General features: G+C 66.5%; 24 protein-coding genes. 17 read left to right on the top strand and 7 right to left on the bottom strand.

Annotated features, from left to right (window positions below; translation table 11 throughout):
- The first annotated feature begins 28 nt into the window (after positions 1-28).
- From QFZ41_RS03715 to radA, 4 genes are all read left to right on the top strand, one after another.
- Positions 29-1,444, top strand: coding sequence for a replicative DNA helicase (locus QFZ41_RS03715; RefSeq protein WP_429197508.1), 1,416 nt, complete (start codon positions 29-31; stop codon positions 1,442-1,444).
- A gap of 164 nt (positions 1,445-1,608) precedes the next feature.
- Positions 1,609-2,577 carry a CsgG/HfaB family protein gene (locus QFZ41_RS03710; RefSeq protein WP_429197507.1) on the top strand — a complete coding sequence of 323 codons (969 nt, stop codon included), beginning with the start codon at positions 1,609-1,611 and terminating at the stop codon, positions 2,575-2,577.
- A gap of 109 nt (positions 2,578-2,686) precedes the next feature.
- Positions 2,687-3,775, top strand: coding sequence for an alanine racemase (gene alr / locus QFZ41_RS03705; protein ID WP_429197506.1), 1,089 nt, complete (start codon positions 2,687-2,689; stop codon positions 3,773-3,775).
- Positions 3,776-3,858: 83 nt separating this feature from the next.
- A complete protein-coding gene (radA, locus tag QFZ41_RS03700) occupies positions 3,859-5,247 on the top strand; it encodes a DNA repair protein RadA (RefSeq protein ID WP_426287260.1) in 1,389 nt (462 codons plus the stop codon).
- Positions 5,248-5,310: 63 nt separating this feature from the next.
- Here radA and QFZ41_RS03695 read toward each other — a convergent pair whose 3' ends face one another.
- Positions 5,311-6,237 carry an IS110 family transposase gene (locus QFZ41_RS03695; protein ID WP_429197486.1) on the bottom strand — a complete coding sequence of 309 codons (927 nt, stop codon included), beginning with the start codon at positions 6,235-6,237 and terminating at the stop codon, positions 5,311-5,313.
- A gap of 298 nt (positions 6,238-6,535) precedes the next feature.
- Positions 6,536-7,333: a cytochrome C assembly family protein gene (locus QFZ41_RS03690; protein WP_429197505.1), complete on the bottom strand. Its 798-nt coding sequence runs from the start codon at positions 7,331-7,333 to the stop codon at positions 6,536-6,538.
- 122 nt (positions 7,334-7,455) lie between these two features.
- On the opposite strand from QFZ41_RS03690, the gene ffh reads away from it, so the two are divergent.
- The 5 genes from ffh to rplS all read left to right on the top strand — a co-directional run bounded on the left by ffh (position 7,456) and on the right by rplS (position 10,939).
- Positions 7,456-8,835 carry a signal recognition particle protein gene (gene ffh / locus QFZ41_RS03685; protein WP_306851335.1) on the top strand — a complete coding sequence of 460 codons (1,380 nt, stop codon included), beginning with the start codon at positions 7,456-7,458 and terminating at the stop codon, positions 8,833-8,835.
- Between the two features lie 126 nt (positions 8,836-8,961).
- The gene (gene rpsP, locus QFZ41_RS03680; protein WP_429197504.1) at positions 8,962-9,213 is read left to right on the top strand and encodes a 30S ribosomal protein S16; all 252 of its coding nucleotides are present in this window, start codon (positions 8,962-8,964) and stop codon (positions 9,211-9,213) included.
- Positions 9,213-9,728 (top strand): ribosome maturation factor RimM, encoded by a 516-nt coding sequence (gene rimM, locus QFZ41_RS03675; protein ID WP_429197503.1) that lies wholly within the window; start codon positions 9,213-9,215, stop codon positions 9,726-9,728. Before rpsP ends, rimM begins: the two co-directional genes overlap by 1 nt.
- Positions 9,729-9,747: 19 nt before the next feature.
- On the top strand, positions 9,748-10,509 hold the full coding sequence (trmD, locus tag QFZ41_RS03670) for a tRNA (guanosine(37)-N1)-methyltransferase TrmD (protein ID WP_429197502.1): 762 nt from the start codon (positions 9,748-9,750) through the stop codon (positions 10,507-10,509).
- 34 nt (positions 10,510-10,543) lie between these two features.
- Complete coding sequence (gene rplS / locus QFZ41_RS03665) at positions 10,544-10,939, top strand: 50S ribosomal protein L19 (RefSeq protein ID WP_029213713.1); 396 nt, start codon at positions 10,544-10,546, stop codon at positions 10,937-10,939.
- A gap of 326 nt (positions 10,940-11,265) precedes the next feature.
- On the opposite strand, the gene QFZ41_RS03660 is transcribed toward rplS, so the two are convergent.
- Positions 11,266-13,329, bottom strand: coding sequence for an EAL domain-containing response regulator (locus QFZ41_RS03660; RefSeq protein ID WP_429197501.1), 2,064 nt, complete (start codon positions 13,327-13,329; stop codon positions 11,266-11,268).
- Positions 13,330-13,427: 98 nt separating this feature from the next.
- Entirely contained in the window at positions 13,428-14,453 is a 1,026-nt protein-coding gene (epmB, locus tag QFZ41_RS03655; protein ID WP_429197500.1) for an EF-P beta-lysylation protein EpmB, read from the bottom strand.
- Positions 14,454-14,541: 88 nt separating this feature from the next.
- Between epmB and efp the strand changes: the two genes are divergently transcribed.
- From efp to folE2, 7 genes are all read left to right on the top strand, one after another.
- The gene (gene efp, locus QFZ41_RS03650) at positions 14,542-15,120 is read left to right on the top strand and encodes an elongation factor P (protein ID WP_429197499.1); all 579 of its coding nucleotides are present in this window, start codon (positions 14,542-14,544) and stop codon (positions 15,118-15,120) included.
- Between the two features lie 96 nt (positions 15,121-15,216).
- On the top strand, positions 15,217-16,554 hold the full coding sequence (locus tag QFZ41_RS03645; RefSeq protein ID WP_429197498.1) for a TRZ/ATZ family hydrolase: 1,338 nt from the start codon (positions 15,217-15,219) through the stop codon (positions 16,552-16,554).
- Positions 16,551-16,835 (top strand): YciI family protein, encoded by a 285-nt coding sequence (locus QFZ41_RS03640; RefSeq protein ID WP_429197497.1) that lies wholly within the window; start codon positions 16,551-16,553, stop codon positions 16,833-16,835. Before QFZ41_RS03645 ends, QFZ41_RS03640 begins: the two co-directional genes overlap by 4 nt.
- Before the next feature lie 3 nt (positions 16,836-16,838).
- Complete coding sequence (ubiG, locus tag QFZ41_RS03635; RefSeq protein ID WP_429197496.1) at positions 16,839-17,546, top strand: bifunctional 2-polyprenyl-6-hydroxyphenol methylase/3-demethylubiquinol 3-O-methyltransferase UbiG; 708 nt, start codon at positions 16,839-16,841, stop codon at positions 17,544-17,546.
- Positions 17,543-18,223 carry an HAD family hydrolase gene (locus QFZ41_RS03630; RefSeq protein ID WP_429197495.1) on the top strand — a complete coding sequence of 227 codons (681 nt, stop codon included), beginning with the start codon at positions 17,543-17,545 and terminating at the stop codon, positions 18,221-18,223. Before ubiG ends, QFZ41_RS03630 begins: the two co-directional genes overlap by 4 nt.
- The gene (locus tag QFZ41_RS03625; protein WP_429197494.1) at positions 18,220-19,056 is read left to right on the top strand and encodes a squalene/phytoene synthase family protein; all 837 of its coding nucleotides are present in this window, start codon (positions 18,220-18,222) and stop codon (positions 19,054-19,056) included. The genes QFZ41_RS03630 and QFZ41_RS03625 overlap by 4 nt, the downstream gene beginning before the upstream one ends.
- A 98-nt stretch (positions 19,057-19,154) precedes the next feature.
- Positions 19,155-20,078 carry a GTP cyclohydrolase FolE2 gene (gene folE2, locus QFZ41_RS03620; RefSeq protein ID WP_429197493.1) on the top strand — a complete coding sequence of 308 codons (924 nt, stop codon included), beginning with the start codon at positions 19,155-19,157 and terminating at the stop codon, positions 20,076-20,078.
- A gap of 287 nt (positions 20,079-20,365) precedes the next feature.
- Here the strand turns inward: folE2 and QFZ41_RS03615 are convergent, their stop codons facing one another.
- The 3 genes from QFZ41_RS03615 to yidD are packed head-to-tail and all read right to left on the bottom strand — an operon-like array spanning position 20,366 to position 22,690.
- Complete coding sequence (locus QFZ41_RS03615) at positions 20,366-21,139, bottom strand: M23 family metallopeptidase (protein ID WP_429197492.1); 774 nt, start codon at positions 21,137-21,139, stop codon at positions 20,366-20,368.
- Positions 21,140-21,153: 14 nt separating this feature from the next.
- A complete protein-coding gene (locus QFZ41_RS03610; protein WP_429197491.1) occupies positions 21,154-22,491 on the bottom strand; it encodes a dihydroorotase in 1,338 nt (445 codons plus the stop codon).
- Positions 22,484-22,690, bottom strand: coding sequence for a membrane protein insertion efficiency factor YidD (gene yidD, locus QFZ41_RS03605; protein WP_429200177.1), 207 nt, complete (start codon positions 22,688-22,690; stop codon positions 22,484-22,486). The genes QFZ41_RS03610 and yidD overlap by 8 nt, the downstream gene beginning before the upstream one ends.
- Before the next feature lie 170 nt (positions 22,691-22,860).
- Here yidD and dksA point away from each other — a divergent pair, with 170 nt between their 5' ends.
- Positions 22,861-23,952 (top strand): RNA polymerase-binding protein DksA, encoded by a 1,092-nt coding sequence (dksA, locus tag QFZ41_RS03600; protein ID WP_429197490.1) that lies wholly within the window; start codon positions 22,861-22,863, stop codon positions 23,950-23,952.
- The last annotated feature ends 54 nt before the right edge of the window (positions 23,953-24,006 follow it).

Below are 24,006 nucleotides of genomic sequence, written 5' to 3'. Positions count from 1 at the left end.
GGGCGCCGTCTGCAACACGAGGTAATCCATGTCCTTCAATCCCGAGCGAGGCGAGCGCGGCGAACGTAAGCGCCGTCGTGAGCCGTCCGCCATCGATTCACTGCGCATTCCGCCGCATTCCATCGAGGCCGAGCAGGCCGTGCTGGGTGGCCTGATGCTTTCGCCGGATTCCCTGGACAAGGTCGCCGACAAGCTTTCTGAGGAAGACTTCTACCGGAGGGATCATCGCCTCATCTGGCGTGCGATCAACGAACTGGCGAACAAGGGCATGCCTTGCGACGCCATCACGCTCGGCGACTGGTTCGTCGCCAACGAGACCGCCGAGATGGTCGGCGGCGCCACCTACCTGATGGAACTGGCGAACTCGACGCCCAGCGCCGCGAACATCGGCGCGTATGGCGACATCGTTCGCGAGAAGTCCGTGCTGCGGCAGTTGATCGACGCCGGCACGTCGATCACCGAGGACGGCTTTCGCCCGGAGGGCAAAAGTGTCCAGGAAGTGATGGAACTGGCCGAGCAGCGCGTCTTCCGCATCGCCGAATCCGGTGCCCGTGGCAAGAAGGACATCGTGTCGGTGCGCGAGGCCGTGGGCGAAGCCTTCCGCATGCTTACCGAGCGTTACGAGAAGCGCGGACAGCTCACGGGGCTGTCCACGGGCTTCACCGACCTGGACGAACTGACCTCCGGATTGCAGCCGTCCGACCTGGTCATCATCGCGGCGCGTCCGTCGATGGGTAAGACCGCGTTCGCGTTGAACCTCGCCGAGGCCGCCGCCATGCGCGGAAAGAAAGCGGTGGCGGTGTTCTCGATGGAAATGTCGGCCTCGCAGCTGGCCTTCCGACTCATCTCTTCGCTGGGCCGTGTCCACGCGCAGCATTTGCGCAACGGTGATCTCGCGGAAGAAGACTGGCCGCGCGTCACCTCCGCGATCACCATGCTTTCCGACGCGAAGATCTTCATCGATGACACGCCGGCGATGTCGCCGGTGGAGATGCGTTCGCGAGCCCGCCGCTTGCAGCGCGAGCACGGCCTGGGCCTCATCGTCATCGATTACCTGCAGCTGATGCAGGTGCCCGGCAACTCCGAGAACCGCGCGACGGAAATTTCCGAGATCTCGCGGGGATTGAAAGCGCTGGCGAAGGAACTCAATGTGCCGGTGATCGCCCTGTCGCAGTTGAACCGCTCGCTGGAGCAGCGTGCCGACAAGCGTCCGATGATGTCCGACCTGCGCGAATCCGGCGCTATCGAGCAGGACGCCGACGTGATCATGTTCATCTACCGTGACGAGTACTACAACAAGGAATCGCCTGATAAGGGCCTGGCCGAGATCATCATCGGCAAGCAGCGAAACGGACCCACCGACACCGTGAAGCTGGCCTTCCTCGGTCATTACACGAAGTTCGAGAACTGGGCTCCGGATTCCTACGTGGGTTCCTTCGACTAGTCCGTTCGTTCCACCAGGTGTAGCTCGCTCTACAAAGGACAGCTGGCTCCGGTGGAAACCGACACTTCGCGGCGTCTATCGCTTGTCACTTTTAGGACGACATCCTACTGACCTTGGGGTTGCGGTTCTTTAGCATTCCCGTCGCCCTCAGCACAGGATCGCCCATGGAACGTCTCATCAAACCGGCCGCCATCGTCGCGGCCGCGGTCTTCTGCGTCTCGCTTGCGTCGCCCGCTCACGCGGGTTTGCCTTTCTTCAACAAGAAGAACAAGGAGCACGACGCCAAGGTGGCGCAGATTCCCCATTGCACGAAGAAGCTCGGGTCCATTTCGGTCATCGAACCGGAAACGGCATTGAAGTGGTGGACGGGACAGCAATTGCCCGCGCCATCGAAGCTCATCAAGGTGTTCGTCTCGAAATCCGGCTGCTTCACCCTCGTCGATCGCAGCAGCGGCATGGATGCCGCCATGCGCGAACGTGCCTTGGCATCGGGCGGCGAACTGCGCGGTGGCTCGAACGTCGGCAAGGGACAGGTGAAGGCCGCCGATTACGTGCTCGTGCCCGACCTCGTCGACAGCAACCGCGACGCGGGTGGTGGCGGTATTTCAGCCATCGCGCAGAGCGTGCTCGGAGGAACGGCGGGACGTATCGCCGGTTCGGTGCAGCTCAGTTCCAAGACTGCGGACGTGACGCTTACCGTCACGGACGTGCGTTCGTCCGAGCAAGTGGCGATGGTGGAAGGCCATGGCGAGAAGAACGACATCGGTTTCGGCGGCCGGGGCCAGGTGTGGGGCAGCCAGAATCTCGGCGCGGCGGGCCTCGGCGGATATACGAACACGACGCAGGGGCAGGTGATCACCATGGCTTACCTCGATGCGTACACCAAGCTCGTTTCCGAGTTGGGTGGCCTGCCTTCCGACGCGTCGGCGGCGAACGCGCGCCAGTCCGGCACGATGCGTGTCACCAGCCGCATGACCTCGAACGCGGATGGGAAGGGCAAGACGATCCGTTCGCTGGAGCCCGGCATGCTGGTGTATCCGACGGGCGACCGGGTCGGCCTCATGTGGGAAGTGGAGGATGAACACGGCAATCGCGGTTGGGTATCGTCAGCCGACTTCGACCTCGCCAGGTGACCAAAGGTGACGACCTATCCGCCGTGACGCGCCATCTTTGCGCCACACGGTCGCCCAATCGTTGCGGCTAGACTGGGCGACCGACCACTACCGCGTTGCCCCGACATCCATGAGCCGTACCACCGTCGCGACCATTCATCTCGGGGCTTTGCGCCACAACCTGGCCCGCGTGAAAGCCATGGCCGGAAGCGCCAGGGTCATGGCGGTAGTCAAGGCCGATGCCTACGGACACGGTCTCGAACGCGTCGCCCGCGCGCTGGACGAGGAGGCCGAGGCCTTTGCCGTGGCGGCGATCGCGGATGGCTTGCGTTTGCGCGCGGCCGGGCACCGGCAGCGGATCGTCGTGCTTTCCGGCCCGGATACGCCCTCCGACATCGCGGAGATGCAGCGCCTGCGCCTGGAGGCGCTGATCCATCACGATGCGCAGTTGCCGTGGCTGGCCAAGGCCGATCCCGCCCGCGGTCCGTTGCGGGTCTGGATCAAGGTGGACACCGGCATGCACCGGCTCGGCTTCCCACCCGGGCGGGCTCGCGACGTACACGCCACCGTGCTCGCGATGCCCGCGATCGATCCCGATGTCGGCCTCATGACGCACTTCGCTTCGTCGGAGGAGTTCGACGGGCGTGACACGGCGGTGCAGATCGCACGCTTCAAGGAAGCCACCTCCGGTCTCCACGGCCCGCGCGCCCTGTCCAACTCGGCCGCCGTGCTCGGCTGGCCGGACGCACGCGGCGACTGGGTTCGCACCGGTGGCCTGCTGTACGGATTGTCGGTCGTGGAAGGACGTTCCGGGGCCGATTTCGGGTTCCGTCCGGCGATGTCGCTGACGACGCGGCTCGTGGCGATCAACCATCTCGCGAAGGGCGAACGGGTCGGCTACAACGGCACCTACGTCTGTCCCGAGGACATGGCCGTCGGCGTCGCCGCGATCGGCTACGGTGACGGCTACCCACGCAGTGCCGTGGCCGGCACGCCGGTACATGTGAACGGGCGACTCGCCCCCTTGGTCGGCCGCGTCTCCATGGACCTGATCACGCTCGACCTGCGTCAGGTTCCGGACGCGCGCGTCGGCGACAGGGTGACCCTGTGGGGTGATGGCCTGCCGGTGGAAGCCGTCGCGGCCTCGGCCGGCACGATCTCCTACGATCTCACCTGTGGCATGACCCGGCGCGTGCTCTTCGTCGAAGACGAGGCCTGACCAGGGGGCGGATTTTCCGCGTATCGTCCCCTGCGACCGCCATGCGCTATACAGCGTCTACTTCTCCACGGATATCCCGAACGATGGCCAAGGCCAAGACCGCTTACGTCTGCACCCAGTGCGGCGCCGAACACAGCAAGTGGCAGGGGCAATGTGCCGAGTGCAACGAATGGAACGTCCTCTCCGAGTTCGTCGTCCAGGCGGCGAAGCCGAATGCGGTTTCCACCGGTGCGCGCCGTGGCGGCTACGCCGGCGAGGCGGCGGGCGCTCCAAGGATCACGCCGCTCACCGAGGTGTTGCTTACCGCGGAGGCCCGCACGAACACGGGCATCGGTGAGCTGGACCGCGTCCTCGGTGGCGGCCTGGTCGACGGATCGGTGGTACTGATCGGCGGCGACCCCGGCATCGGCAAGTCGACCCTGCTCCTGCAGATGCTCGGTACCCTGGGTGCGGTCCTGCCGAGCCTGTACGTCACCGGCGAGGAATCGCTGGCGCAGGTCGCCGGGCGCGCCCAGCGGCTGGATCTTCCGCTCGCTCCACTGCATGCCTTGGCCGAGACGTGCATCGAGCGCATCCTGGAGCAGGCCGCGTCGGCGCGGCCGCGTGTCCTGGTGATCGATTCGATCCAGACGATCTGGACGGAATTGCTCACCGCGGCCCCGGGTTCGGTCAGCCAGGTTCGCGAGTCGGCGGCGAAGCTCACCCGCTTCGCCAAGGAGACCGGCACCTCGGTCTTCCTGGTGGGTCATGTGACGAAGGAGGGCGGCATCGCCGGTCCGCGTGTGCTCGAACACATGGTCGACGCCGTGCTCTATTTCGAGGGGGAATCCGGTAGCCGTTTCCGCGTCTTGCGTGCCTTCAAGAACCGTTTCGGCGCGGTGAACGAACTCGGTGTTTTCGCGATGTCCGAAAAGGGCCTGCGCGAGGTACCCAATCCCTCGGCGATCTTCCTTTCCGCGCACTCCGGTCCGACGGCCGGCAGCGCGGTGATGGTCACCCGCGAAGGTACCCGTCCCTTGCTCGTGGAAGTGCAGGCGCTGGTCGACCAATCATCGCTGGGCAATCCGCGGCGCGTCGTGCTGGGCCTGGAACAGAATCGCCTGGCGATGCTGCTCGCCGTGTTGCACCGTCACGGCGGCGTGGCCGCCTACGACCAGGATGTCTTCGTCAACGTGGTTGGCGGTATTCGCGTGCAGGAAACCGCGTCGGATGTCCCGGTGCTGATGGCGGTCCTGTCGAGCCTGCGCGACCGGCCCCTGCCGGAGAAGAGCATCGCGTTCGGTGAAGTCGGCTTGTCGGGCGAGATACGTCCGGTGCCGAACGGCGAAGAACGCCTGAAGGAAGCCGCGACGCATGGCTTCCGCCGCGCCGTGGTTCCGGCGGCGAACGCTCCCAAGCGTGGCCGTGTCGGCGAGATGGAAGTCATCGGCGTGGAACGCCTCTCGCAGGCGATCGACGCCAGCCGCGAGTGACAATGTGAGCCGACCCTGTGGGAGCCGACTCTGTGGGAGCAACTGTCTTTTTGCTTTGGCTCCTCAAGGTGCGGAAGATCGCCAGCCGACCTGATCACGGACCATGGCGTTGATGGCGGTGATGAAGCTGCGCATGCAGGCGACGAGGGCGACCTTGGCCAGCTTTCCGCGCGCCCGTAGGGCGCGATACCGTGCGCCGAGGGCGCTGCCCTTGACGCGGATGGCGGACCAGGTAGCCATGTAGAGCGCACGTCGGACGACCCATCGGCCGGCGCGGACGCGTCGAGGCCCGTCGCGCCGGCCGCTTTGGTCGACGTACGGCGCGACACCGACCAGCGCCGCGATCTGTTGTCGCGACAGTCGCCCCAGCTCGGGCAGGTAGGCCAGCAACGTCGCTTCCGTCACCGGTCCCACGCCGGGCACCTCGCGCAACCGTGACGCGGGCGCCGCCGCCGTCGTGGCCGTGGCGATGCGCTTGTCCAGGTCGGCGATCTGGACCTTGGCCGCCTCGATCATGGCCTGCAGGGCATGCCGTGCCGCGGCCAGCCGGGTCTGCGCCAGGCGGCGGCGGTTGTCATCGCGCTGTCCGACCAGTTGCAGACGGCAACGCAGCAACTCGGCCAGTTCCGCTCGCCCGGGCGAGGGCGCTTGATACGGTTGGGGCGTCACATGGGCGGCCATGCGGGCCAGGACCTGCGCGTCCAGGGCATCGCTCTTGGCGAAGTGGCCCAGGGCCCGTGCGTAGGCGGTGGCCCGGTGCGAGGCCAGGCGCGTGACGCAATAACCGGCCTGGGCCAAGGCGTCGAGAATGCCTCGTTCGTAACCGCCCGTGGCCTCGATGGCGATGTGCTGGACCGCCTGTGGCGCCAGCGCATCAAGCAACGCGCGGTGCCCTTGGGGCGAGTTGGCGAAGCGCCCGCCGGGGCCGCGGGGATGGCAGGCCACGTCCAGCGTGGCTTTGCCCACGTCGATACCTACAAAGATGCTCATGGCTTCACTCCGGAGTACGATCGGCAGTGAGAGCACCTCCACCATGCCCCGGCTTGTGAATTCGAGGTACGACTCGAGCAACTGTTCGGGCTGTAGTGGAGGGAGTGCGGCAGCCCTAGCTCCCACACGTGCTCGCAGCACTGCCGTCCATCGGCTTGCCGCACTCCGCTCTCACCTCCAAGCCTAGCCCTTCGGAAAGACACAAGCCGACCTTGTCGGCGATCCCGCGGCAGCGGGCCAGGTCACGGCAAGCACCCATCGCCGCTGAAGCGGCTTCCCACCAGAGCGGCTTCCCACCCTACGCCGTGCGATGCAGGATCAACTCGAGCACCGCCTTGGTGCCGAAGAACGCAAGCAACAGGATGCCCATTCCGATCAGCGTCAGGTACACCGCGCGGATGCCGCGCCAGCCGTACTTCCAGCGGCCCCACAGCAATACCCCGAAGACGATCCACGCGATGATCGACAGCACCGTCTTGTGCACGAGGTGCTGGCCGAACAGGTCGCCGACGAAGAGGGCGCCCGTGATCAGCGTAAGTGTCAGCAGCACGAAGCCCACCGCGATCAGGCGGAACAGCAGCACCTCGGTGAGCGTGAGCGGGGGCAGGGCGCGCAGCCAGTGCCCGAAGCGGCTGCGACGCAGGGCGCGTTCCTGGATCGCCAGCAGGATGGCCAGGGCTGCGGCGATCGATAGGATGCCGAAGGCGAACACCGCGATCGTCACGTGCAGTTCGATCTGCCAGCTCATCGACTCCGGTGCCGTGCGCGGCGCAAGGAAGGCATCCACGGCGAGGAAGGCGGCGGACAGCGGGAAGATCAGGATGCCGAGCCCAGCGACGGGACGCGACAGGTTCACTGCCAGGGTCAGGGCCGAAGCGATCCACGCGACGAGCGACAGCGCGGCGAAGAAGTGCAGGTCGAGGGTGCCGCGATGTGCGGTGAGCAGCAGCGCGGCATGGGCCAGCGCCGCAATCGTCGCCAGGGCCATGCCGACACGGGCAAACGGCTGCCCCCCTGTCACCAGGGGACGCGCGAGCACGCCTGCGGCGGACAGGTAGAAGGCGACGGCGGCCAGCGAGAGGATGGTGACGATCATGGACGCGCAGTGTGGCATAGCCATCCGGCAGCGTGAATGCGACACGTTGGCATTCGAAGCGGCGCGATGCGGCGGGAGTCCGCTATAATCCGTCGTTTACAGCATTCCGACCCGAATCCCCCATGTTCGAATCGCTCAGCCAACGCCTTTCCGAAACCGTCAACCGCCTGCGTGGTCGCGGCCGGCTGACCGAGGAAAATATCCGCGAGACCCTGCGCGAGGTGCGCATCGCGCTGCTGGAGGCCGATGTGGCCCTGCCGGTGGTGAAGGCGCTCATCGAGCGCGTGAAGGTTCGTGCGGTGGGTCAGGAAGTACTGAAGAGCCTTTCCCCGGGCCAGGCCCTGGTCAAGGTCGTCAGCGACGAATTGACCACGCTGATGGGCGCGGCCAACACGGAGCTGAACCTGGCTGCCCAGCCGCCGGCGATCGTGTTGATGGCGGGCCTGCAGGGCGCCGGCAAGACCACCACGGTGGGCAAGCTGGCGCGGTTCCTCAAGGAACGCAAGAAGAAGCGCGTGATGGTCGTCAGCTGCGACGTCTATCGTCCGGCCGCGATCGAGCAGTTGCGCACCCTGGCCGCCCAGGTCGACGTGTCGTTCTTCCCCTCCGAAGCGGGCCAGGATCCGGTCGCCATCGCGAAGGCCGCCGTCGCCGCCGCCCGGCGCGAGGTGATCGACGTACTGCTGGTCGATACCGCCGGCCGCCTGCACGTCGACGAAGCGATGATGGGCGAGATCAAGGCCCTTCATGGCGCCCTCGATCCGATCGAGACGCTCTTCGTCGTCGATTCCATGACCGGTCAGGATGCCGCCAACGTCGCCAAGGCCTTCGCCGATGCGCTGCCGCTCACCGGCGTGGTGCTGACCAAGACCGATGGCGACGCCCGCGGCGGTGCCGCCTTGTCCGTGCGTTACATCACCGGCCGCCCGATCAAGTTCCTCGGTGCGGGCGAGAAGAGCGACGCGCTGGAGCCTTTCCATCCCGACCGCGTCGCGCAGCGCATCCTCGGCATGGGCGACGTCCTGTCGCTGGTCGAGGAAGTCGAGCGCAAGGTCGACCAGGAAAAGGCGCAGAAGCTCGCCGAGAAGGTCATCAAGGGCAAGCGCTTCGATCTCAACGACATGCGAGACCAGCTCGAGCAAATGAGCAACATGGGCGGTCTTGCGGGTCTCATGGACAAATTGCCCGGCATGTCGAGCATCCCGGACAGCGTGAAGTCCAAGGTCAACGACAACGAACTCAAGCGCATGGTGGCCATCATTGGTTCCATGACGAAGAAGGAGCGCCGCCACCCGGATCTCCTGAACGGTTCGCGCAAGGCCCGCGTCGCGCGCGGGTCGGGTACGCAGCCGGCGGACGTGAACCGCCTGCTCAAGCAGTTCATGCAGATGGAAAAGATGATGTCCAAGCTGTCCAAGGGTGGCAGCAAGGGCCTCCTTCGCCAGATGCGCGGCGCCATGAAGGGCATGGGCGGCATGGGTGGGATGATGCCGCCGCGCTGAGCGCTATTTGCGGAAGGGGCTGAACCCCCTTCCATTTTTGGAAACTTTCGCTAAAATGTCCGGCTTTACCGCGCCCGCTTCTCGCGCGCGCCTTGCCGGTCTGCGGCATTCTGGAGCTCGTAACTTATGGTCAAGATTCGTCTTTCGCGCGGTGGCGCCAAGGGCCGTCCGTTTTATCACGTCGTTGTGACCGACCAGCGCAGCCCGCGCGACGGTCGTAACATCGAGCGTGTCGGCTACTACAACCCGGTGGCTTCGGGCGCCGACAAGCGCCTCGAACTCGACGTCGCCAGGGTCCAGGCCTGGGTGGCGAAGGGTGCGCAGCTGACCGACAAGGTCCGTGCCCTCGTGAAGGAAGCCGGCAAGCTGGCTGCTTGATGTCGACGGAGTCCGGTAAGCGCGTCCGTGTCGGACGCATTGTCGGGCTCCACGGCGTGCAGGGTCAGGTCAAGCTCGAAAGCTGGACCGAACCCCGCATCCAGATTTTCCGTTACCAGCCCTGGCTGCTGACCGCGCCGGGCGTGGAACGGGAGATGGACGGAGTCCGAGGGCGCGCGCAGGGTAAGGGCATCGTCGCCAACCTGCCGGGCATCGAGGACCGCGACCAGGCGGCTGCGCTGGTCGGCTGCGAGATCACGGTCTCGCGCGATACGCTGCCGCCACCCTCGCCAGGCGAGTTCTACTGGACCGATCTCGAGGGCCTCGAGGTCGTCACCACGGAGGAAGCCAACCTGGGGCGGGTGAGTCATCTTTTCGCCACCGGCGCCAACGACGTCATGGTGGTGAAGGACGGCGACAGGGAGCGGTTGATTCCGTTCGTCCAGGGCCCCTACGTGCATTCGGTCGATTTCGACGCCGGGCGCATCGTGGTGGACTGGGACCCCGAGTTCTGAACAGCGATACCTGAAGATCATGCGCATCGACGTGGTTTCGCTGTTTCCCGATTTCGTCCGCCAGTCGGCCGCGATCGGGGTGGTCGGCAGGGCGCAGCAGCGCGAACTGTTGCAGGTGGAAACCTGGAACCCTCGCGACTTCGCCACCGACAATTACCGTACCGTGGACGGCCGTCCCTTCGGGGGTGGACCGGGCATGGTGATGCTGATCGAACCATTGCGGGCGGCGCTCGCGGCGATTCGCGAGGCGGCACCGGAACCGGTGCACGTGATTTATCTCAGCCCGCAAGGTGCGCGGCTGACGCAGAAGCGGGTGGAAGCGCTGGCAGGAATGCCGCGAATCGCCCTCATCTGTGGACGTTACGAGGGTGTGGACGAACGCCTGCTCGAGCACGAGGTCGACGAAGAGCTCTCAATCGGCGATTATGTGCTGTCTGGCGGTGAACTCGGCGCAGCGGTGATCATCGATGCGGTGGGTCGTCTACAGGAAGGCGCGTTGAACGACGCGCAATCCGCCCAGCAGGATTCCTTCTCGGATGGTTTGCTGGATTGCCCGCATTACACCCGTCCCGTGCAGCACGACGCATGGGGCGGCGTGCCGGAGGTGCTGCTTTCCGGCGATCACGCGGCCATACGCCGCTGGCGTCGGAAGCAGTCGCTGGGTCGTACCTGGCTACGCCGGCCGGATCTGTTAACGCAGTGTGCGCTCGACGATGAGTCGAGGGCATTGCTGGATGAATTCCGCCGTGACTATGCACGGTCAAACGGTGCGGCCGAATAACTCGGTCGCCGTAAACAATTGCGACAGGTGTGCCATGAACAAACTTCTCCAACAGTTCGAAGCCGAGCAGATCACCCGCCAGCTGCCGGATTTCGGTCCTGGCGACACCGTGATCGTCAACGTCAAGGTGAAGGAAGGTAACCGCGAGCGCGTCCAGGCGTTCGAAGGTATCGTCATCGCCAAGCGCAGCCGCGGCCTGCACTCCGCCTTTACCGTGCGCAAGATCTCGCACGGCACCGGCGTCGAGCGCGTGTTCCAGTCGCATAGCCGTGCGATCGACTCGGTCGAAGTGAAGCGCAAGGGCAAGGTCCGCGGCGCGAAGCTGTACTACCTGCGTGGTCTGGAAGGCAAGGCTGCCCGCATCAAGGAAGACGTCGCCGCCGCCGCTGCCGCCAAGGCCGCGAAGAAGGCTGCTGCCGCCGCCGAGTAATCGGTTGCCGCACGGCGAAGAAAAAGCCCGCGAGCGATCGCGGGCTTTTTTTGTTGTGCCCGAATCGATGGGCGCGCTCGCTGGTACCCGCTCGCTGTAACCTGCTCGGTGGAGCCGACCTTGTCGGCGATGGGTGCTTGCCCAGCCCTCGACCCATGTGTGGGAGCCGGCTATGCCGGCGATGGTGCTTGCCTCAATCTGGCCCGCTGCCGCGGGATCGCCGACAAGGTCGGCTCCCACCAGTCACCGGATGACTGGCCGGTGTTCAGATGACTGGCCGGTGTCCAGATGACCGGCCCGTCCTCGGATGACCGGCCAGCCAGCCATCAAACCGGCATGTATTCCTCGGCCAGCACTTTCGCCGGCTCCTGGAGGAAGTTGCCCTGGATGAAGTCCACGCCACACGCGAACAGTAGCGACGTGCTGACGGCGTCCTCGACCCATTCGGCCACCGTCTGCTTGCCGGAGGCATGGCCTTCCTTGCAGATTTCGGCGATTTTCTTCTGGTTTTCCGGGTGCTGCGGCAGGTCGGTCATGAAGCTGCGGTCGATCTTCAGGAAATCGGCTTCGACATGGTTGAGCATCTGGAAGGAGTTCAGGCCCGAACCGAACTGTTCGATGGCGAAGCCACCGCCCGCCTTGCGCCAGCCGCTCACGAATTCCTGCGTAGGGCGCAGGCTCGTGAGCACTTTCGATTCCGGCATCTCGATCACCAGCTTGCTCCGGCGCAGGTTCGCCGATTCGAGGCGGCGAACGAGCCAGGGAAGCAGGTCGGGATCTTCCAGCGACTGCAGGGTCATCTTCACGAAATAGGTGGTGGTCAGCCCGTCGTTCTCGCGATGGGCGAGGGCGTCGATCGCATGGCCGAGCACCCAGCGGTCGATGGCGGGAAGCAGGCCGTTGCGCTCCGCCACGGGGAAGAAATAGGACGGCAGCACGTCGCCCTTGGGGCCGCGCATGCGCACCAGGATCTCGTAGAACTCGCCCGCCGCGTCCTGCAGGCTGATGATCTGCTGGTGGTACAGGCGCAGGCCGTCCTCGGCGAGCGCCTGGCGGACGAGATCCAGCCAGTACTGCTCGCGTTCCGCGTCGGCCTTCTCGCGGGCGCTGGGGTCGTGCAACTCCACGCGGTTGCCGCCCTGGTTCTGTGCGGCCCGGAGGGCCGCGCTGGCCTGGTCGAGCACCGTTTCCGTGTTCGCGTTCTTCTCGGCCAGCAGCGTTCCGCCCAGCGTGATGGTGACCGTCAGCGAGCGGGAGCCGGCGTCGAAGATGCTTTCGGCCACGGCGTGGCGCAGGCGTTCCGTGAGCGCGGCATGCTCGAGGTCGCCGCGGGAATGAAGCACCAGTCCCAGCGTGTGGTCGCCGAGGACGCCGGCGATGTCTTCATCGTCGATCGATTCATTGACCTTGGCGGCGATCGCGGCGAGCAGGTGGTCCGCATTGCCGATGCCCGCGCTGGCGACGATGTCTTTCCAGTTGTCCGGTTCCAGCAGGACCACGGCCTGGCCGGCGCGTCCGGCCGCGGCGGCGGCCACGGCTTCGTCGATGTGGGCGAGCGTATGGGCGCGATTGAACAGCCCGGTCACCGGATCGCGCTGCAATTGCGCGACGAGGGCCGCGTCGACGGTTTGCTGGCGGAACACGATCTGCAGGCAGGCCTCGCCTTCGAACGTGGCGTGGGCGAACTCGACCATGGCCTTGAACGTGCCGCCATCGTCGCGGCGTGCGAGCAATTCCAGCGGTGGCGGTGTCTTGTCGCCCTTGGAGAGTCCGCGCAGCACGGCCTTGAACTCATCGGCGTGCGTGCCCGCGATGAGGTCGAGGATCGGCAGTCCGATGATGTCGTCGAAGTCGGCGAGGCCGAAGGCTTCCAGGTACGCCTGGTTGACGCGCACGTGCATGCCTTCGTGGACGTACGCGATGGCGTCGCGCGAGGAATCCAGCAGGGCATCGCAACGGCGTTCGGTTTCGCGCAGCGAGGTTTCCAGCCGGCGCACCTGGCGCCGTGTGGACAATGCGTCGAATTCACGTTGGACCACGGCCAGCACCTGGTCGGGACGCTTGCGCATGGCCACGCCGCGGGAACCGCTGGCGAAGAGATCGGCGATGGCGTCGTCGTTGAGGCTGTCCACGACGGCGATCAAGGCCAGGTCGCGGCCGCTGGCGTCGAGCTGGCGCATCACCGAGGCGGCGTCGATGCCGGGCACGGCGGGGTTCATGAGGACGAGGTCGGGCGCCATGTCGTCGAGCGCGCCCCTGATTTCGTCCGCGTTCGTCGCACGGGCGGGGCGAACGGCGATGCCGCCGTTGCGCAGTACGTTGATCAAGAGTTCGGCGTCTTCCACCGAGTTCTCGATGAAGAGGATCCTGATGACGTTGTCGTGTTTCATGCCGTTCCGATGACCGCTTGCCCACCCCGCGAACCGGCTTGCCGGCCCGTTCCCCCCAGCGCGTCCGGACAGGTCATGCTGACCGGATGGCGCCCATACTAGCGCGCGAAATCGGCAATAGGTCGCTTGGAGGCGTCGCCCTGCAGTTCCCGTACCAGCTTGGGCACGAGGAAGCCGGGCAGGCGGGCGCGCAGTTCCTCCATCAGGGCGAGGGCGCGGGTGTCGTCCACTTCGAAATGGGCGGCGCCCCGCACCTTGTCGAGCTGGTGCAGGTAGTAGGGCAGCACGCCGGCGGCGAACGATCGCTCGCAGAGGCTCGCCAGGGCGTCCGCCTCGTCGTTGACGCCACGTAGCAGGACCGACTGGTTCAGCAAAGTGGCGCCTGCGGCACGCAGGCGCGCGCAGGCGGCGTCCACGGCTTCGTCGAACTCGTTCGCGTGGTTGGCATGCAGCACGACGACCTTCTGCAAGGGCAGCGCGGCCAGCCATGCCGTGAAGGCTTCGTCCACGCGCTCGGGCAGGACCACCGGCAGCCGGGTGTGGATGCGCAGGCGGACCACGTGCGGCACGCTGGCGAGGCCGCGGGTGAGTTCCTCGAGCTTGTGCGTTGCCAGCGACAGCGGATCACCACCCGACAGGATCAGTTCGCGGATGGAGGTGTCGGCCTTCACGTGTGCCAACGCGTCGCGCCACTGGGCCGCCGCGGCGATTTCCTCGCCATAAGGGAAGTGACGGCGGAAGCAATAGCGGCAGTTCACGGCGCAACTGCCACTGGCGATCAACAGTGCGCGTCCATCGTATTTGTGCAGCAGGCCATGCCCGGCGCGCGCCGCCATGTCGCCCACCGCGTCGACGGCGAAACCTTCCGCCATATCGTGCTCGGCCGCCCGCGGCAGCACCTGCAGGAGCAGCGGATCGTGGGGGTCGCCCTGGCGCATGCGTGCCACGAAGCCCCGCGGCACGCGGAGCGGGAAGCCCGCGTCGTCCGCGGGAAGCAGGTCGGGGCGGTGGCCCAGGCCGACGGCGGCCAGCAATTCCCCGGCGTCGGTAATGGCATCCCGCCACAGTTCGCGCCAGCCGGGGGCGGGCGACGATAGGCGGGAAGTGGGGCTTGCGGTTATCATTACGGACCTTGGATCGGGCCTAGGAGCCCGTGACAGACCCCATTTTAGCCGCCCAGCGGGGCGGATTTAACCCTGGAGCAGAAAGCGCATGGCGACCCTTGGCCTCAATGATGTCAAAACGGGCAAGAAGATCCTTCACAACGGCGATCCGTGGATCATCACCGAAGCCGACTTCATCAAGCCGGGCAAGGGCCAGGCCTTCACCCGCATCCGCATCCGCAACCTGAAGGACGGCCGCACCACCGAACAGACGCTGAAGTCCAGCGATTCGTTCGAGGAAGCCGATGCCGTCGATACCGATGCCCAGTTCTCGTACGTCGAGGGCACCGGCAGCGAGCGCGAATGGGTGTTCATGCATTCGGAAACCTTCGAGCAGTACCGTGCGAACCTCGCCGCGATGGGCGATGCGTGGAAGTGGCTCAAGGGTGACGAAGAGTGCGTGGTGACGCTGTTCAACGGCAACATCATCGCCGTGACCCCGCCGAAGTTCGTCGAACTGAAGATCACCGAGACCGACCCGGGCGTCCGTGGCGACACCTCCGGCGGTGGCGGCAAGCCGGCGACCCTCGAGACCGGCGCCGTGGTCCGCGTCCCGCTCTTCGTCAACCAGGATGAAGTGATCAAGGTCGATACCCGCACCGGCGAGTACGACAGCCGCGTCAAGTAAGGCCACCAGCGTTTTGCCTGGTATCGCGGCACGGCGGCCCCCGAGGGCGCCGTGCCGTTCTTGTATGAGGCTCCCGTTTCCCCACCGAGGCCCCGAATGACAGCCAGCCTTACCGACATCGACCTCCTTATCGAGGCCCGCTGGGTCGTCCCCGTGGAGCCGCACGCCGTGGTGCTCGACGACCACGCCGTCGCCGTGCATGGCGGCGCGATCCTGGCGGTGCTGCCCATCGCCGCCGCGCGCGCCGCCTATGCGCCGCGCGAACGGATCGAGTTGCCCGAGCACGCGCTGATCCCGGGACTGATCAACGCGCACACGCACAATCCGATGACCCTGCTGCGCGGCCTGGCGGACGACCTGCCATTGATGACTTGGCTGCAGGAACACATCTGGCCGGCGGAAGGACGCGTGATGGGCCCGGAATTCATCCGCGACGGCGTCGAACTCGCCGTGGCCGAGATGATCCGCGGTGGCACCACCTGCGCCAACGAGAACTACTTCTTTCCGGATGTGATCGCGGCCACCTACCGCCGGATGGGTTTTCGTGCGGTCATCGGTTTACCGGTGATCGATTTCCCCACCGCCTGGGCGACCACGTCCGATGAATATTTCAGTCGCGCCTTGGAGGTTCACGACGCCTTGCGCGGAGAGCCCCTGCTGACCACGGCCTTCGTGCCGCATGCGCCCTACACCGTCTCGGACGAGAACTTCGAGCGGATCCGCATCCTGGCCGACCAGCTCGACATCCCCGTCCACCTGCATACGCACGAGACGGCGCACGAAGTGGAAGAGGCCGTGGCGAAAGATGGCATCCGTCCGTTCGCGCGCTTGCAGAAGCTCGGCATCGTCAACGAGCGCCTGGTGGCGGTGCACATGACCCAGCTCACGGATGGCGAGATCGCCGCCTGTGCCGTCGCCGGGGTTTCCGTGGTGCATTGTCCCGAATCCAACCTGAAACTCGCCTCGGGCTTCTGTCCGGCGGAAAAACTGCGTGCCGCGGGCGTGAACGTCTGTATCGGCACCGATGGCTGCGCCTCGAACAACGATCTGGACATGTTCGGCGAGATGCGCACGGCCGCTCTGCTGGCCAAGGCCGTGGCCGGCGATGCCGCCGCCTTCGATGCGGCGTATGCGCTGCGTGCCGCGACGCTCAACGGGGCGACGGCGATCGGTCTCGGAGACCGCGTCGGGTCCATCGAGCCGGGCAAACGAGCCGACCTCGTGGCCGTGCGTCTCGACGCCCTGGAAACCCAGCCGCTCTACCATGTGGCATCGCAGCTGGTGTATGCCACCGGCCGCCATCAGGTCAGCGACGTGTGGATCGATGGAGTCCGCAAGCTCGCCACGGGCGAACTCGTGGGCATCGACACCGCCGCCATCCGCGCCAAGGCACGCGCCTGGCGTGAACGCATCGCCGCGGAGGATCCGGCATGAACGCGCCCATGCATCTCTATCTGGTACTGGCCATGCGCACGCCCGGCTTCCGGCCGGAAGCGGGCGAGGCGCACCAAGCCTTCCTTGCCGACCTGATCGAGCAGGACCTGCTCGAACTCACCGGCCCGTTCACCGACGGCAGCGGCGGCGCGTACATCCTGCGCGCCACCGACCTCGCCACCGCGGTGCAGATCACGCACTCCGATCCGCTGCACATCACCGGCTCGTCGACGCTCACCGTGCATGAATGGCGTGCGCGGCGACCCGTGCCGAGGGACTGACCCATGCAGAACAACACCAACGTCAGCGCGGAAGAAATCGCGCGTTTCGAAAAACTCGCCGCACGCTGGTGGGACCCCGATGGCGAATCGCGCCCCTTGCATGACCTCAACCCCGTACGTGCCGCCTATGTCGCCGGCCGCGCCAACCTGCGCGGCGCGAAAGTGGCCGACGTCGGCTGCGGCGGCGGCCTGCTCAGCGAAGCACTGGCGCGTGCCGGCGCGAACGTCACGGCGATCGACCTCGGCGAGAAACTCATCCAGATCGCGACGCTGCACCTTTTCGAGTCGAACCTGCAGGTCGACTACCGCGTGCAGTCGTCGACGGAACTGGCGGAAGCCGAGCCGGCGTCGTTCGACGTGGTCTGTTGCATGGAACTGATCGAGCATGTGCCCGATCCGGCCGAGCTGGTCCGCGATCTTTCGGCGATGCTCAAGCCGGGTGGGCAACTGTTCCTGTCGACGCTCAATCGCACGCCGGCCGCGTTCGGCGCGGCCATCGTGGGTGCCGAGTACCTCATGCGCCTGCTGCCGCGTGGTACGCACCATTACGCCCAGTTTCTCAAGCCCTCCGAAGTAGCCACGATGCTGCGCCGCTTCGATCTCGAACTGGAGGACATCAAGGGTCTCGCCTATAACCCGCTCACGCGCAATGCGAGCCTGTCGGCGAACACGGCCGTGAATTACGTGCTGGCCGCGAGGAAGCCGGCATGAGCGTGCTTCCGTTCAAGCCGGAAGGCGTGTTCTTCGACCTGGACGGCACCCTGCTCGACAGCGCGCACGAGTTATATGCGGCCTTGTTGACGTTGTGCGAGGAGCAGGGCATCGCCCCGCCTCCTTACGAACGCGTACGCCCCGTGGTCTCGCGTGGTTCCCGCGCGATCATCGGCGCCGGGTTTCCCGGGATCGATCCGGACGCGTTGCTCAGGCTCGTTCCGCGCTACCTGGAAATCTACGAAGCCGGCATGGCCAGCCACACCGTGATCTTCGAAGGCGTGGATCCCTTGCTCGCCGCGCTCGATGCGGCGGGTATCCGTTGGGGCATCGTGACCAACAAGCCGGGCTTCCTCACCGACGCCTTGCTGCCACGTGCCGTGCCGCACTGGAACCCCGCGGCCGTGGTGTCGGGCGATACCTTGCCGGTCAAGAAACCCGATCCGGCGCCCGTGCTGCATGCCTGCGCGGTGGCAGGCTGCGATCCGGCGCGCTCGGTGTTCGTCGGCGATGACCGCCGCGACATCCTGGCGGGCAACGCCGCGGGCCTCTTCACGGTGGCGGTGCGCTGGGGCTACCTCGACGGGGGCGATCCTGACGCATGGGGCGCGGATGTCGTGCTCGACCATGCCGACGAGCTGGCCACCTTGCTCGGTGTGGGGGAGGTCGCGGCGTGACCGACGGTGCGACCGGCAGCTTCGTCGACAAGTGGCTCGCGGTACAGCCGCAGCAGCGGGTCGCGCTCGGTTTCGTCGAACAAGGCACGCGCGACGAGCGGGTCGCGCTGGCCGCGCTCGAACAGGAACTGGTTGCCTCGGCCTATGGCATCCGCGAACCGCAGGTCGCCGCCGCCAAGCTGCAATGGTGGGCGGAGGAACTGTCCGGCGCCGCCGCCAGCGGCGGCCGTCACCCGCTGACCAAGGTCCTGTTCGGCAGCGATCGCGCACGCGACGTCCCAGCCAACCTGTGGCTGGCGCCCGTGCTCGCGGCGATGGCCCAACTGGAACAGGGCACGCCGTCGGACTTCGCCGCGCAGGTCGCTGCGTCGCGCGGCCTGCATGGCGCGCTCGCCACGCTGGAGAACGCATGGTGGTTCGGGACCGGCGCGCCGGTCGAATCGGCATCGCGGATCGCCACGCTGGCGCACCTCGTCTTCGCCTTGTCTCGACTGGAACTGGACGCCGAGCGTGAGCGCCTTCCATTGCCGATGACGCGACTGGCACGCCACGGCCTCGCGCGTGGCCAGCTGAAGAATGATTCCCCGGCGCGGCGCGACGCGCTGCGCGCGCAGTTGGGCGAACTCGCCGTCGGGCTAAATGACGCACTGGCGCTGGGCGAACCGCTGAGCACGTTCCGGGGACTGGAAGGCCGCACGGCGCTTTCCACGGCCCGTGGCGCCGCCCGGGCGGGCGAGCCGCTGGCCGAGTTGCACCGCCGCCAGTCACGCTCCGGTCCGGCCACGGCCATCCGCGCCTGGCTCGCGGCTCGCCATGCCGGCCGATTTACCTGAACGGATCGTTTCCCTTTAAGGACCATTGAGCCCACCTCCGCGGCCCCCATGTCGGGCACGGTAAGCCGGATACCGGCACGTCCCAAGGATATCCCTCGATGTACATCCACGATTCCCCGACCCGACTGCTGCCTGACGTGGCATCGCAGGAGCATGCCCTGGCCATCGGCACGCTCGACTGGGTCGGCATGGACGGCATGGAAATGCCGGTGGCCTTCGACGCGGGGGATGGCGACGTCCGCTCCACGGGAGCGAGGGTGGGAGCCTTCGTCAACCTCAACAAGCCCGAAGCGCGCGGGATCCACATGTCGCGGCTGTACCTCCTGGTCTCGGACGCCCTTTCGGCGGGACCGCTCACGATCGGCGGCATTCGCGAACTCCTGGACTCCTTCCTCGCGTCACACGAGGGGCTGTCGGATCACGCGCGGATCACCATCGGTTTCGAACACCTGGTCCGGCGCAAGTCGCTGCGTAGCGAGAACAGCGGCTGGCGCGCGTATCCGATCACCATCGACGCCACGCTCAGCGGCGACGCGTTCCGCATCGAAATCACCACCGACGTCGTCTACTCGTCGACCTGCCCGGCCTCGGCGGCCCTGTCGCGCCAGCTGATCCAGGACAACTTCGCGAAGACCTTTTCCGCCAGCGAGCCGCTGGACCGCGAGACGATCCTGGCCTGGCTCGGGACGGAGCAGGGCATCGTCGCCACGCCGCACGCGCAACGCAGCACCGCCACCATCCGCGTGCGCCCGGCGGGCGAGGGCGTCTTCCCTCTGATCGGCATGATCGACAATGTGGAATCGGCACTCGGCACGCCGGTGCAGACCGCGGTGAAACGCGCGGATGAACAGGCCTTCGCGTTGGCGAACGGGCAGAACCTCATGTTCTGCGAGGATGCCGCGCGGCGCATCCAGAAAGCGCTGGAAGCCGACGCGAACATCGCCGACTTCCACCTTCGCGTGGCGCACCACGAAAGCCTGCATCCGCACGACGCGGTGGCGTTCGCTTCGAAGGTGCGCTGAGGCCGCTGGCCAGTCTCCCGGCTCCCACCCGGTCGCGATGACCTGGTGGGAGCCGACCTTGTCGGCGATCCCGCGGCAGCGGGCCAGGTTACGGCCAGCACCCATCGCCGCTGAAGCGGCTTCCCACCAACGGCGTCGGGCGAACCAGTTGGGAGCACACCTATGGGAGCCGACCTGTGGGAGCCGACCTTGTCGGCGATCCCGCGGCAGCGGGCCAGGTTACAGGCAGCACCCATCGCCGACAGGGTCGGCTCCCACAGGTCGGCTCCCACCAAAAACACAGCCGCTCAGTGGATGCCCGGCAGCAGTAGCGGGTCGAGGCGCGTTCCGAACCAGTTGAAGCCCCAGTGCAGGTGCGGACCGGTCGCCCGGCCGGTCTTGCCGGCGGCGCCGATCACCTGGCCCTGGCGCACGTGCTGGCCGACCTTCACGTCGATCCGTGACAGGTGCAGGAAATTGGACGACAGGCCGAAACCGTGGTCGAGCAGCACCGTGCCGCCCGTGAGATAGAGGCCCGGCTTGGCGAACGTGATCAAGCCATCGGCCGGAGCCTTCACCGGCGTCCCTTCGGGCACGGCGATGTCCATGCCCGAATGGGGCGCCTTGGGATCGCCGTTGTAGATTCGCTGGTTGCCGAACCGCCCGCTGATGCGTCCGCTGACGGGCCAGACGAACCCGTGCGCGAAGTCCTCGCGGGCATCGTCGCGGTCACGCGCCGCGATCACCTCGGCCTGCTCGCGTTCGATACGGGCCGCGATCTCCGGGGGCGGATTCACTGTTTTCGGCGGGACGCCGTTCACGCGTTCGATCGGCCAGTCACGCGGGTTGACCACGACGCTGCGCCGCGCGCTCCCCAGCGTGACGACGATCGGACCTCGTTCGTCACGGCCGGCACCGAAGACGAAGAGACCGTCGTCGCCCACATGCACCGGTTTCCCTGCCACGGTGACGCGCGTGCCCGGCGTGGCATGCCCGATGACGAGGCCACCTTGCGAGACGGATGCCGGCACGTCCGGCACGGCGGCGACCGCCACGGCGGGAAGGACGAGCGCGGCGAGCATCCCTGCGAAACTTCTCATCGATCGAAGGCGAGACGCTGGCCGCGAACCTCGCCATCCACCTGCTTGCCATCCCACACGCGCTGGCCGTTGACGAAGGTCGCGGCGATGCTGCTGCTGAAGGTCGTGCCTTCGAACGGCGACCAGCCGCACTTGGACAGCACTTCCTCGCGCGTGACCGTGTGCTTGCGCTTCGGATCCACCAGCACGAGGTCGGCCGCATAGCCTTCGCGCAGGAAGCCGCGCTTGTCCACGTCGAACAGCTTGGCCGGCGCGTGGCTGACCGCCTCGACCACACGCTCCAGGGTGAGCTTGCCCTCGAAAACCCGCTCCAGCGCCGCCTGCAGGGCGAACTGGACCAGCGGCAGGCCGGAGGGGGCTTTGTCGTACTTCTGCGCCTTTTCATCGAGCAGGTGTGGTGCATGGTCCGTGGCGAGCACGTCGAGCCGGCCTTCGGCCAGCGCCCGGATGATGGCCTCGCGGTCGGCTTCGTCCTTGATCGCCGGATTGCACTTGATCAGGAAACCCAGGCGTTCGTAGTCCGGTGCCGCGAAGTGCAGGAAGTGCACGCAGGTTTCCGCGGTGATCTTCTTGCCCTCGATCGGACCGGGTTCGAACAGGGCGAGTTCGTCCGCGGTGGAGATGTGCAGCACGTGCAGGCGCGTGCCGTGTTTTTTCGCCAGCGAGATCGCCAGCCGGGTGGACTTGATGCAGGCCTCGCGCGAGCGGATCAGCGGATGTTCACGCGCGGGGATGTCTTCGCCGTAGGTCTCGTGCGCCTTCTCCAGGTTCGCATCGATCATCGGCGTGTCTTCGCAATGCGTGATGATCGGCGTGGGCGCGTCGCGGAAGATGTGATCGAGGGTCTCGGGATTGTCGACGAGCATGTTTCCGGTCGACGCGCCCATGAACACCTTGATGCCGGGTGCGCTCTTCGGATCGAGTGCGCGGATCGCCTCGAGGTTGTCGTTGCTGGCGCCGAGATAGAACGCGTAGTTGACGACCGAGGTTTCCGCCGCGCGGGTGTACTTCGCTTCGAGCGAATCACGGTCCAGGGCCGGGGGCCTCGTGTTGGGCATCTCCATGAAGCTGGTGATGCCGCCGGCGGCGCAGGCCCGGGACTCGCTGGCGATATCCGCCTTCTGCGTGAGTCCCGGCTCGCGGAAATGGACCTGGTCATCGATCATGCCCGGCAGCAGCCATAGGCCGGAGGCGTCGATAACCTCTTCGTCACGATCTTTTTCCAGACTCTGCGCGATGGTCGCGATTTTTCCGTCGCGAAGGCGGACGTCGGCGGTGAAACGCCGGCCTTCGTTGACCAGTTCGGCGTTCTTGATGAGCCAGGCGTCAGTCATGGGTAGATGCTCCTTGGGCGCCGCAGCGGCGCAGGATGAAATGTTCCGGGACGGGGTCGTGGCCGCCTTCGCACAGCGGCTGGCAGCGCAGGATGCGCCAGGCGGCAAGGGTCGTGCCGCGCAACGGGCCGAAGCGCGCTATGGCAACCCGTGCATAATCGGAACAGGATGGATGGAACCGGCATCGGGCCCCCAGCATCGGGCTCAGCCATCGTTTGTACGCAGAGAGCAGGAATAGGAGGAGGCGGGTCACTGTGGATCCGGTGTCGACCGGCGTAGGGCCAATCGACAGTATCCCAGAAGATAGGTTGCTGGGGTAACGCATCTGGGCTATAACACCCCGCCGCCACGGCCACCGAGGTGAAGGAAATGGCGAAAAACGCTCGTAGTTCCACAGCTGCCAAGGGTGCCGCCAAGAAGGGCGGGACCGGTGATGTGAAGGCGACCAGGAAGGACGTGGCCGCGGTGAAGGCGGCCAAGGCGCCGGCGAAGAAGGCTGTCCAGGCCGCGGTCAAGTCCGCGACGAAGACGGCCGCCAAGGCGGCCCCGAAGAAGGCCGCAGCCCCCGCCAGGAAGGCTGCTCCGAAACCGGTGGCGAAGGCCCCGGCCAAGACGTCGGCCGCCAAGGCGGCACCGGCGAAGACCGCCAAGACGGCGGCGCCCAAGGCGACACCGAAGCCCGTGGCGAAGGGGCCGGCGAAGCCCGCTCCCGCCGCGGCGAAGAAAGCGGCGCCTGCCGTGACCAAGACACCGGCGACCAAGACGCCGGCGAAGAAGACCCCCGCAGCGCCCGTGAAGGCCGCGCCCGCCCCGGCGCCCGCGCCTGTGGCGAAGAAAACCGCACCGGCCGCTCCCGCCGCCGCGCCCGAGAAAGGGCGCACGGCATCGGCCGTTGCAGCTGCGACACCGCGGACAGCGTCCGCGGTGGGCAGCACCACCTCATCCAGAAACGAGAAGTCCGCTCAGTCCAGCATGAATAGCACTGCCTCCAATACCGCCGACAACGGCATCACGCGCGAAGACGGCCGCTATGCGCTGCCGGCTTCCACCGTCATCGACCTGCCGAAGGGTTACAAGCCGAACGACGACGAGGAGTACATGAATCCTCGCCAGCTCGCGTATTTCCGCAACAAGCTGAAGGACTGGCGCGAGCAGCTGGTCGAGGAATCGCGCCAGACGATGGACAACCTCCGTGAGGAAGTCCGCGACGTGGGCGACGAAGCCGAGCGTGCCACGCGTGAGACCGAGAACTCGCTCGAACTGCGCACGCGCGACCGCTACCGCAAGCTGATCTCCAAGATCGACAAGGCACTGCGCCGGATCGAGGAAGGCCGCTACGGCTTCTGCGAAGAGACCGACGAGGAAATTGGCGTGGACCGTCTCGACGCCCGCCCGATCGCCACGTTATCGCTCGATGCGCAGGAGCGCCGCGAGCACCTGCAGAAGCAGATGGGCGACTGATCCCTCCCCACTGTTTCGATACGAGACGGCCCCGCTTGCGGGGCCGTCTTGTTT

Origin of the sequence: Luteibacter sp. W1I16 (genome assembly GCF_050434905.1) — a bacterium.
Taxonomy (GTDB): domain Bacteria; phylum Pseudomonadota; class Gammaproteobacteria; order Xanthomonadales; family Rhodanobacteraceae; genus Luteibacter.
The sequence above is the reverse complement of the archived record's forward strand: the minus strand, read 5'-3'. Positions and strand labels throughout refer to the sequence as shown.

What these genes read in the sequence shown, in the direction of transcription:
- QFZ41_RS03715 (WP_429197508.1), top strand. Translation starts at nt 29, where the DNA reads ATGTCCTTCAATCCCGAGCGAGGCGAGCGCGGCGAACGTAAGCGCCGT.
- QFZ41_RS03710 (WP_429197507.1), top strand. Translation starts at nt 1,609, where the DNA reads ATGGAACGTCTCATCAAACCGGCCGCCATCGTCGCGGCCGCGGTCTTC.
- alr (WP_429197506.1), top strand. Translation starts at nt 2,687, where the DNA reads ATGAGCCGTACCACCGTCGCGACCATTCATCTCGGGGCTTTGCGCCAC.
- radA (WP_426287260.1), top strand. Translation starts at nt 3,859, where the DNA reads ATGGCCAAGGCCAAGACCGCTTACGTCTGCACCCAGTGCGGCGCCGAA.
- QFZ41_RS03695 (WP_429197486.1), bottom strand. Translation starts at nt 6,237, where the DNA reads ATGAGCATCTTTGTAGGTATCGACGTGGGCAAAGCCACGCTGGACGTG.
- QFZ41_RS03690 (WP_429197505.1), bottom strand. Translation starts at nt 7,333, where the DNA reads ATGATCGTCACCATCCTCTCGCTGGCCGCCGTCGCCTTCTACCTGTCC.
- ffh (WP_306851335.1), top strand. Translation starts at nt 7,456, where the DNA reads ATGTTCGAATCGCTCAGCCAACGCCTTTCCGAAACCGTCAACCGCCTG.
- rpsP (WP_429197504.1), top strand. Translation starts at nt 8,962, where the DNA reads ATGGTCAAGATTCGTCTTTCGCGCGGTGGCGCCAAGGGCCGTCCGTTT.
- rimM (WP_429197503.1), top strand. Translation starts at nt 9,213, where the DNA reads ATGTCGACGGAGTCCGGTAAGCGCGTCCGTGTCGGACGCATTGTCGGG.
- trmD (WP_429197502.1), top strand. Translation starts at nt 9,748, where the DNA reads ATGCGCATCGACGTGGTTTCGCTGTTTCCCGATTTCGTCCGCCAGTCG.
- rplS (WP_029213713.1), top strand. Translation starts at nt 10,544, where the DNA reads ATGAACAAACTTCTCCAACAGTTCGAAGCCGAGCAGATCACCCGCCAG.
- QFZ41_RS03660 (WP_429197501.1), bottom strand. Translation starts at nt 13,329, where the DNA reads ATGAAACACGACAACGTCATCAGGATCCTCTTCATCGAGAACTCGGTG.
- epmB (WP_429197500.1), bottom strand. Translation starts at nt 14,453, where the DNA reads ATGATAACCGCAAGCCCCACTTCCCGCCTATCGTCGCCCGCCCCCGGC.
- efp (WP_429197499.1), top strand. Translation starts at nt 14,542, where the DNA reads ATGGCGACCCTTGGCCTCAATGATGTCAAAACGGGCAAGAAGATCCTT.
- QFZ41_RS03645 (WP_429197498.1), top strand. Translation starts at nt 15,217, where the DNA reads ATGACAGCCAGCCTTACCGACATCGACCTCCTTATCGAGGCCCGCTGG.
- QFZ41_RS03640 (WP_429197497.1), top strand. Translation starts at nt 16,551, where the DNA reads ATGAACGCGCCCATGCATCTCTATCTGGTACTGGCCATGCGCACGCCC.
- ubiG (WP_429197496.1), top strand. Translation starts at nt 16,839, where the DNA reads ATGCAGAACAACACCAACGTCAGCGCGGAAGAAATCGCGCGTTTCGAA.
- QFZ41_RS03630 (WP_429197495.1), top strand. Translation starts at nt 17,543, where the DNA reads ATGAGCGTGCTTCCGTTCAAGCCGGAAGGCGTGTTCTTCGACCTGGAC.
- folE2 (WP_429197493.1), top strand. Translation starts at nt 19,155, where the DNA reads ATGTACATCCACGATTCCCCGACCCGACTGCTGCCTGACGTGGCATCG.
- QFZ41_RS03615 (WP_429197492.1), bottom strand. Translation starts at nt 21,139, where the DNA reads ATGCTCGCCGCGCTCGTCCTTCCCGCCGTGGCGGTCGCCGCCGTGCCG.
- QFZ41_RS03610 (WP_429197491.1), bottom strand. Translation starts at nt 22,491, where the DNA reads ATGACTGACGCCTGGCTCATCAAGAACGCCGAACTGGTCAACGAAGGC.
- yidD (WP_429200177.1), bottom strand. Translation starts at nt 22,690, where the DNA reads ATGCTGGGGGCCCGATGCCGGTTCCATCCATCCTGTTCCGATTATGCA.
- dksA (WP_429197490.1), top strand. Translation starts at nt 22,861, where the DNA reads ATGGCGAAAAACGCTCGTAGTTCCACAGCTGCCAAGGGTGCCGCCAAG.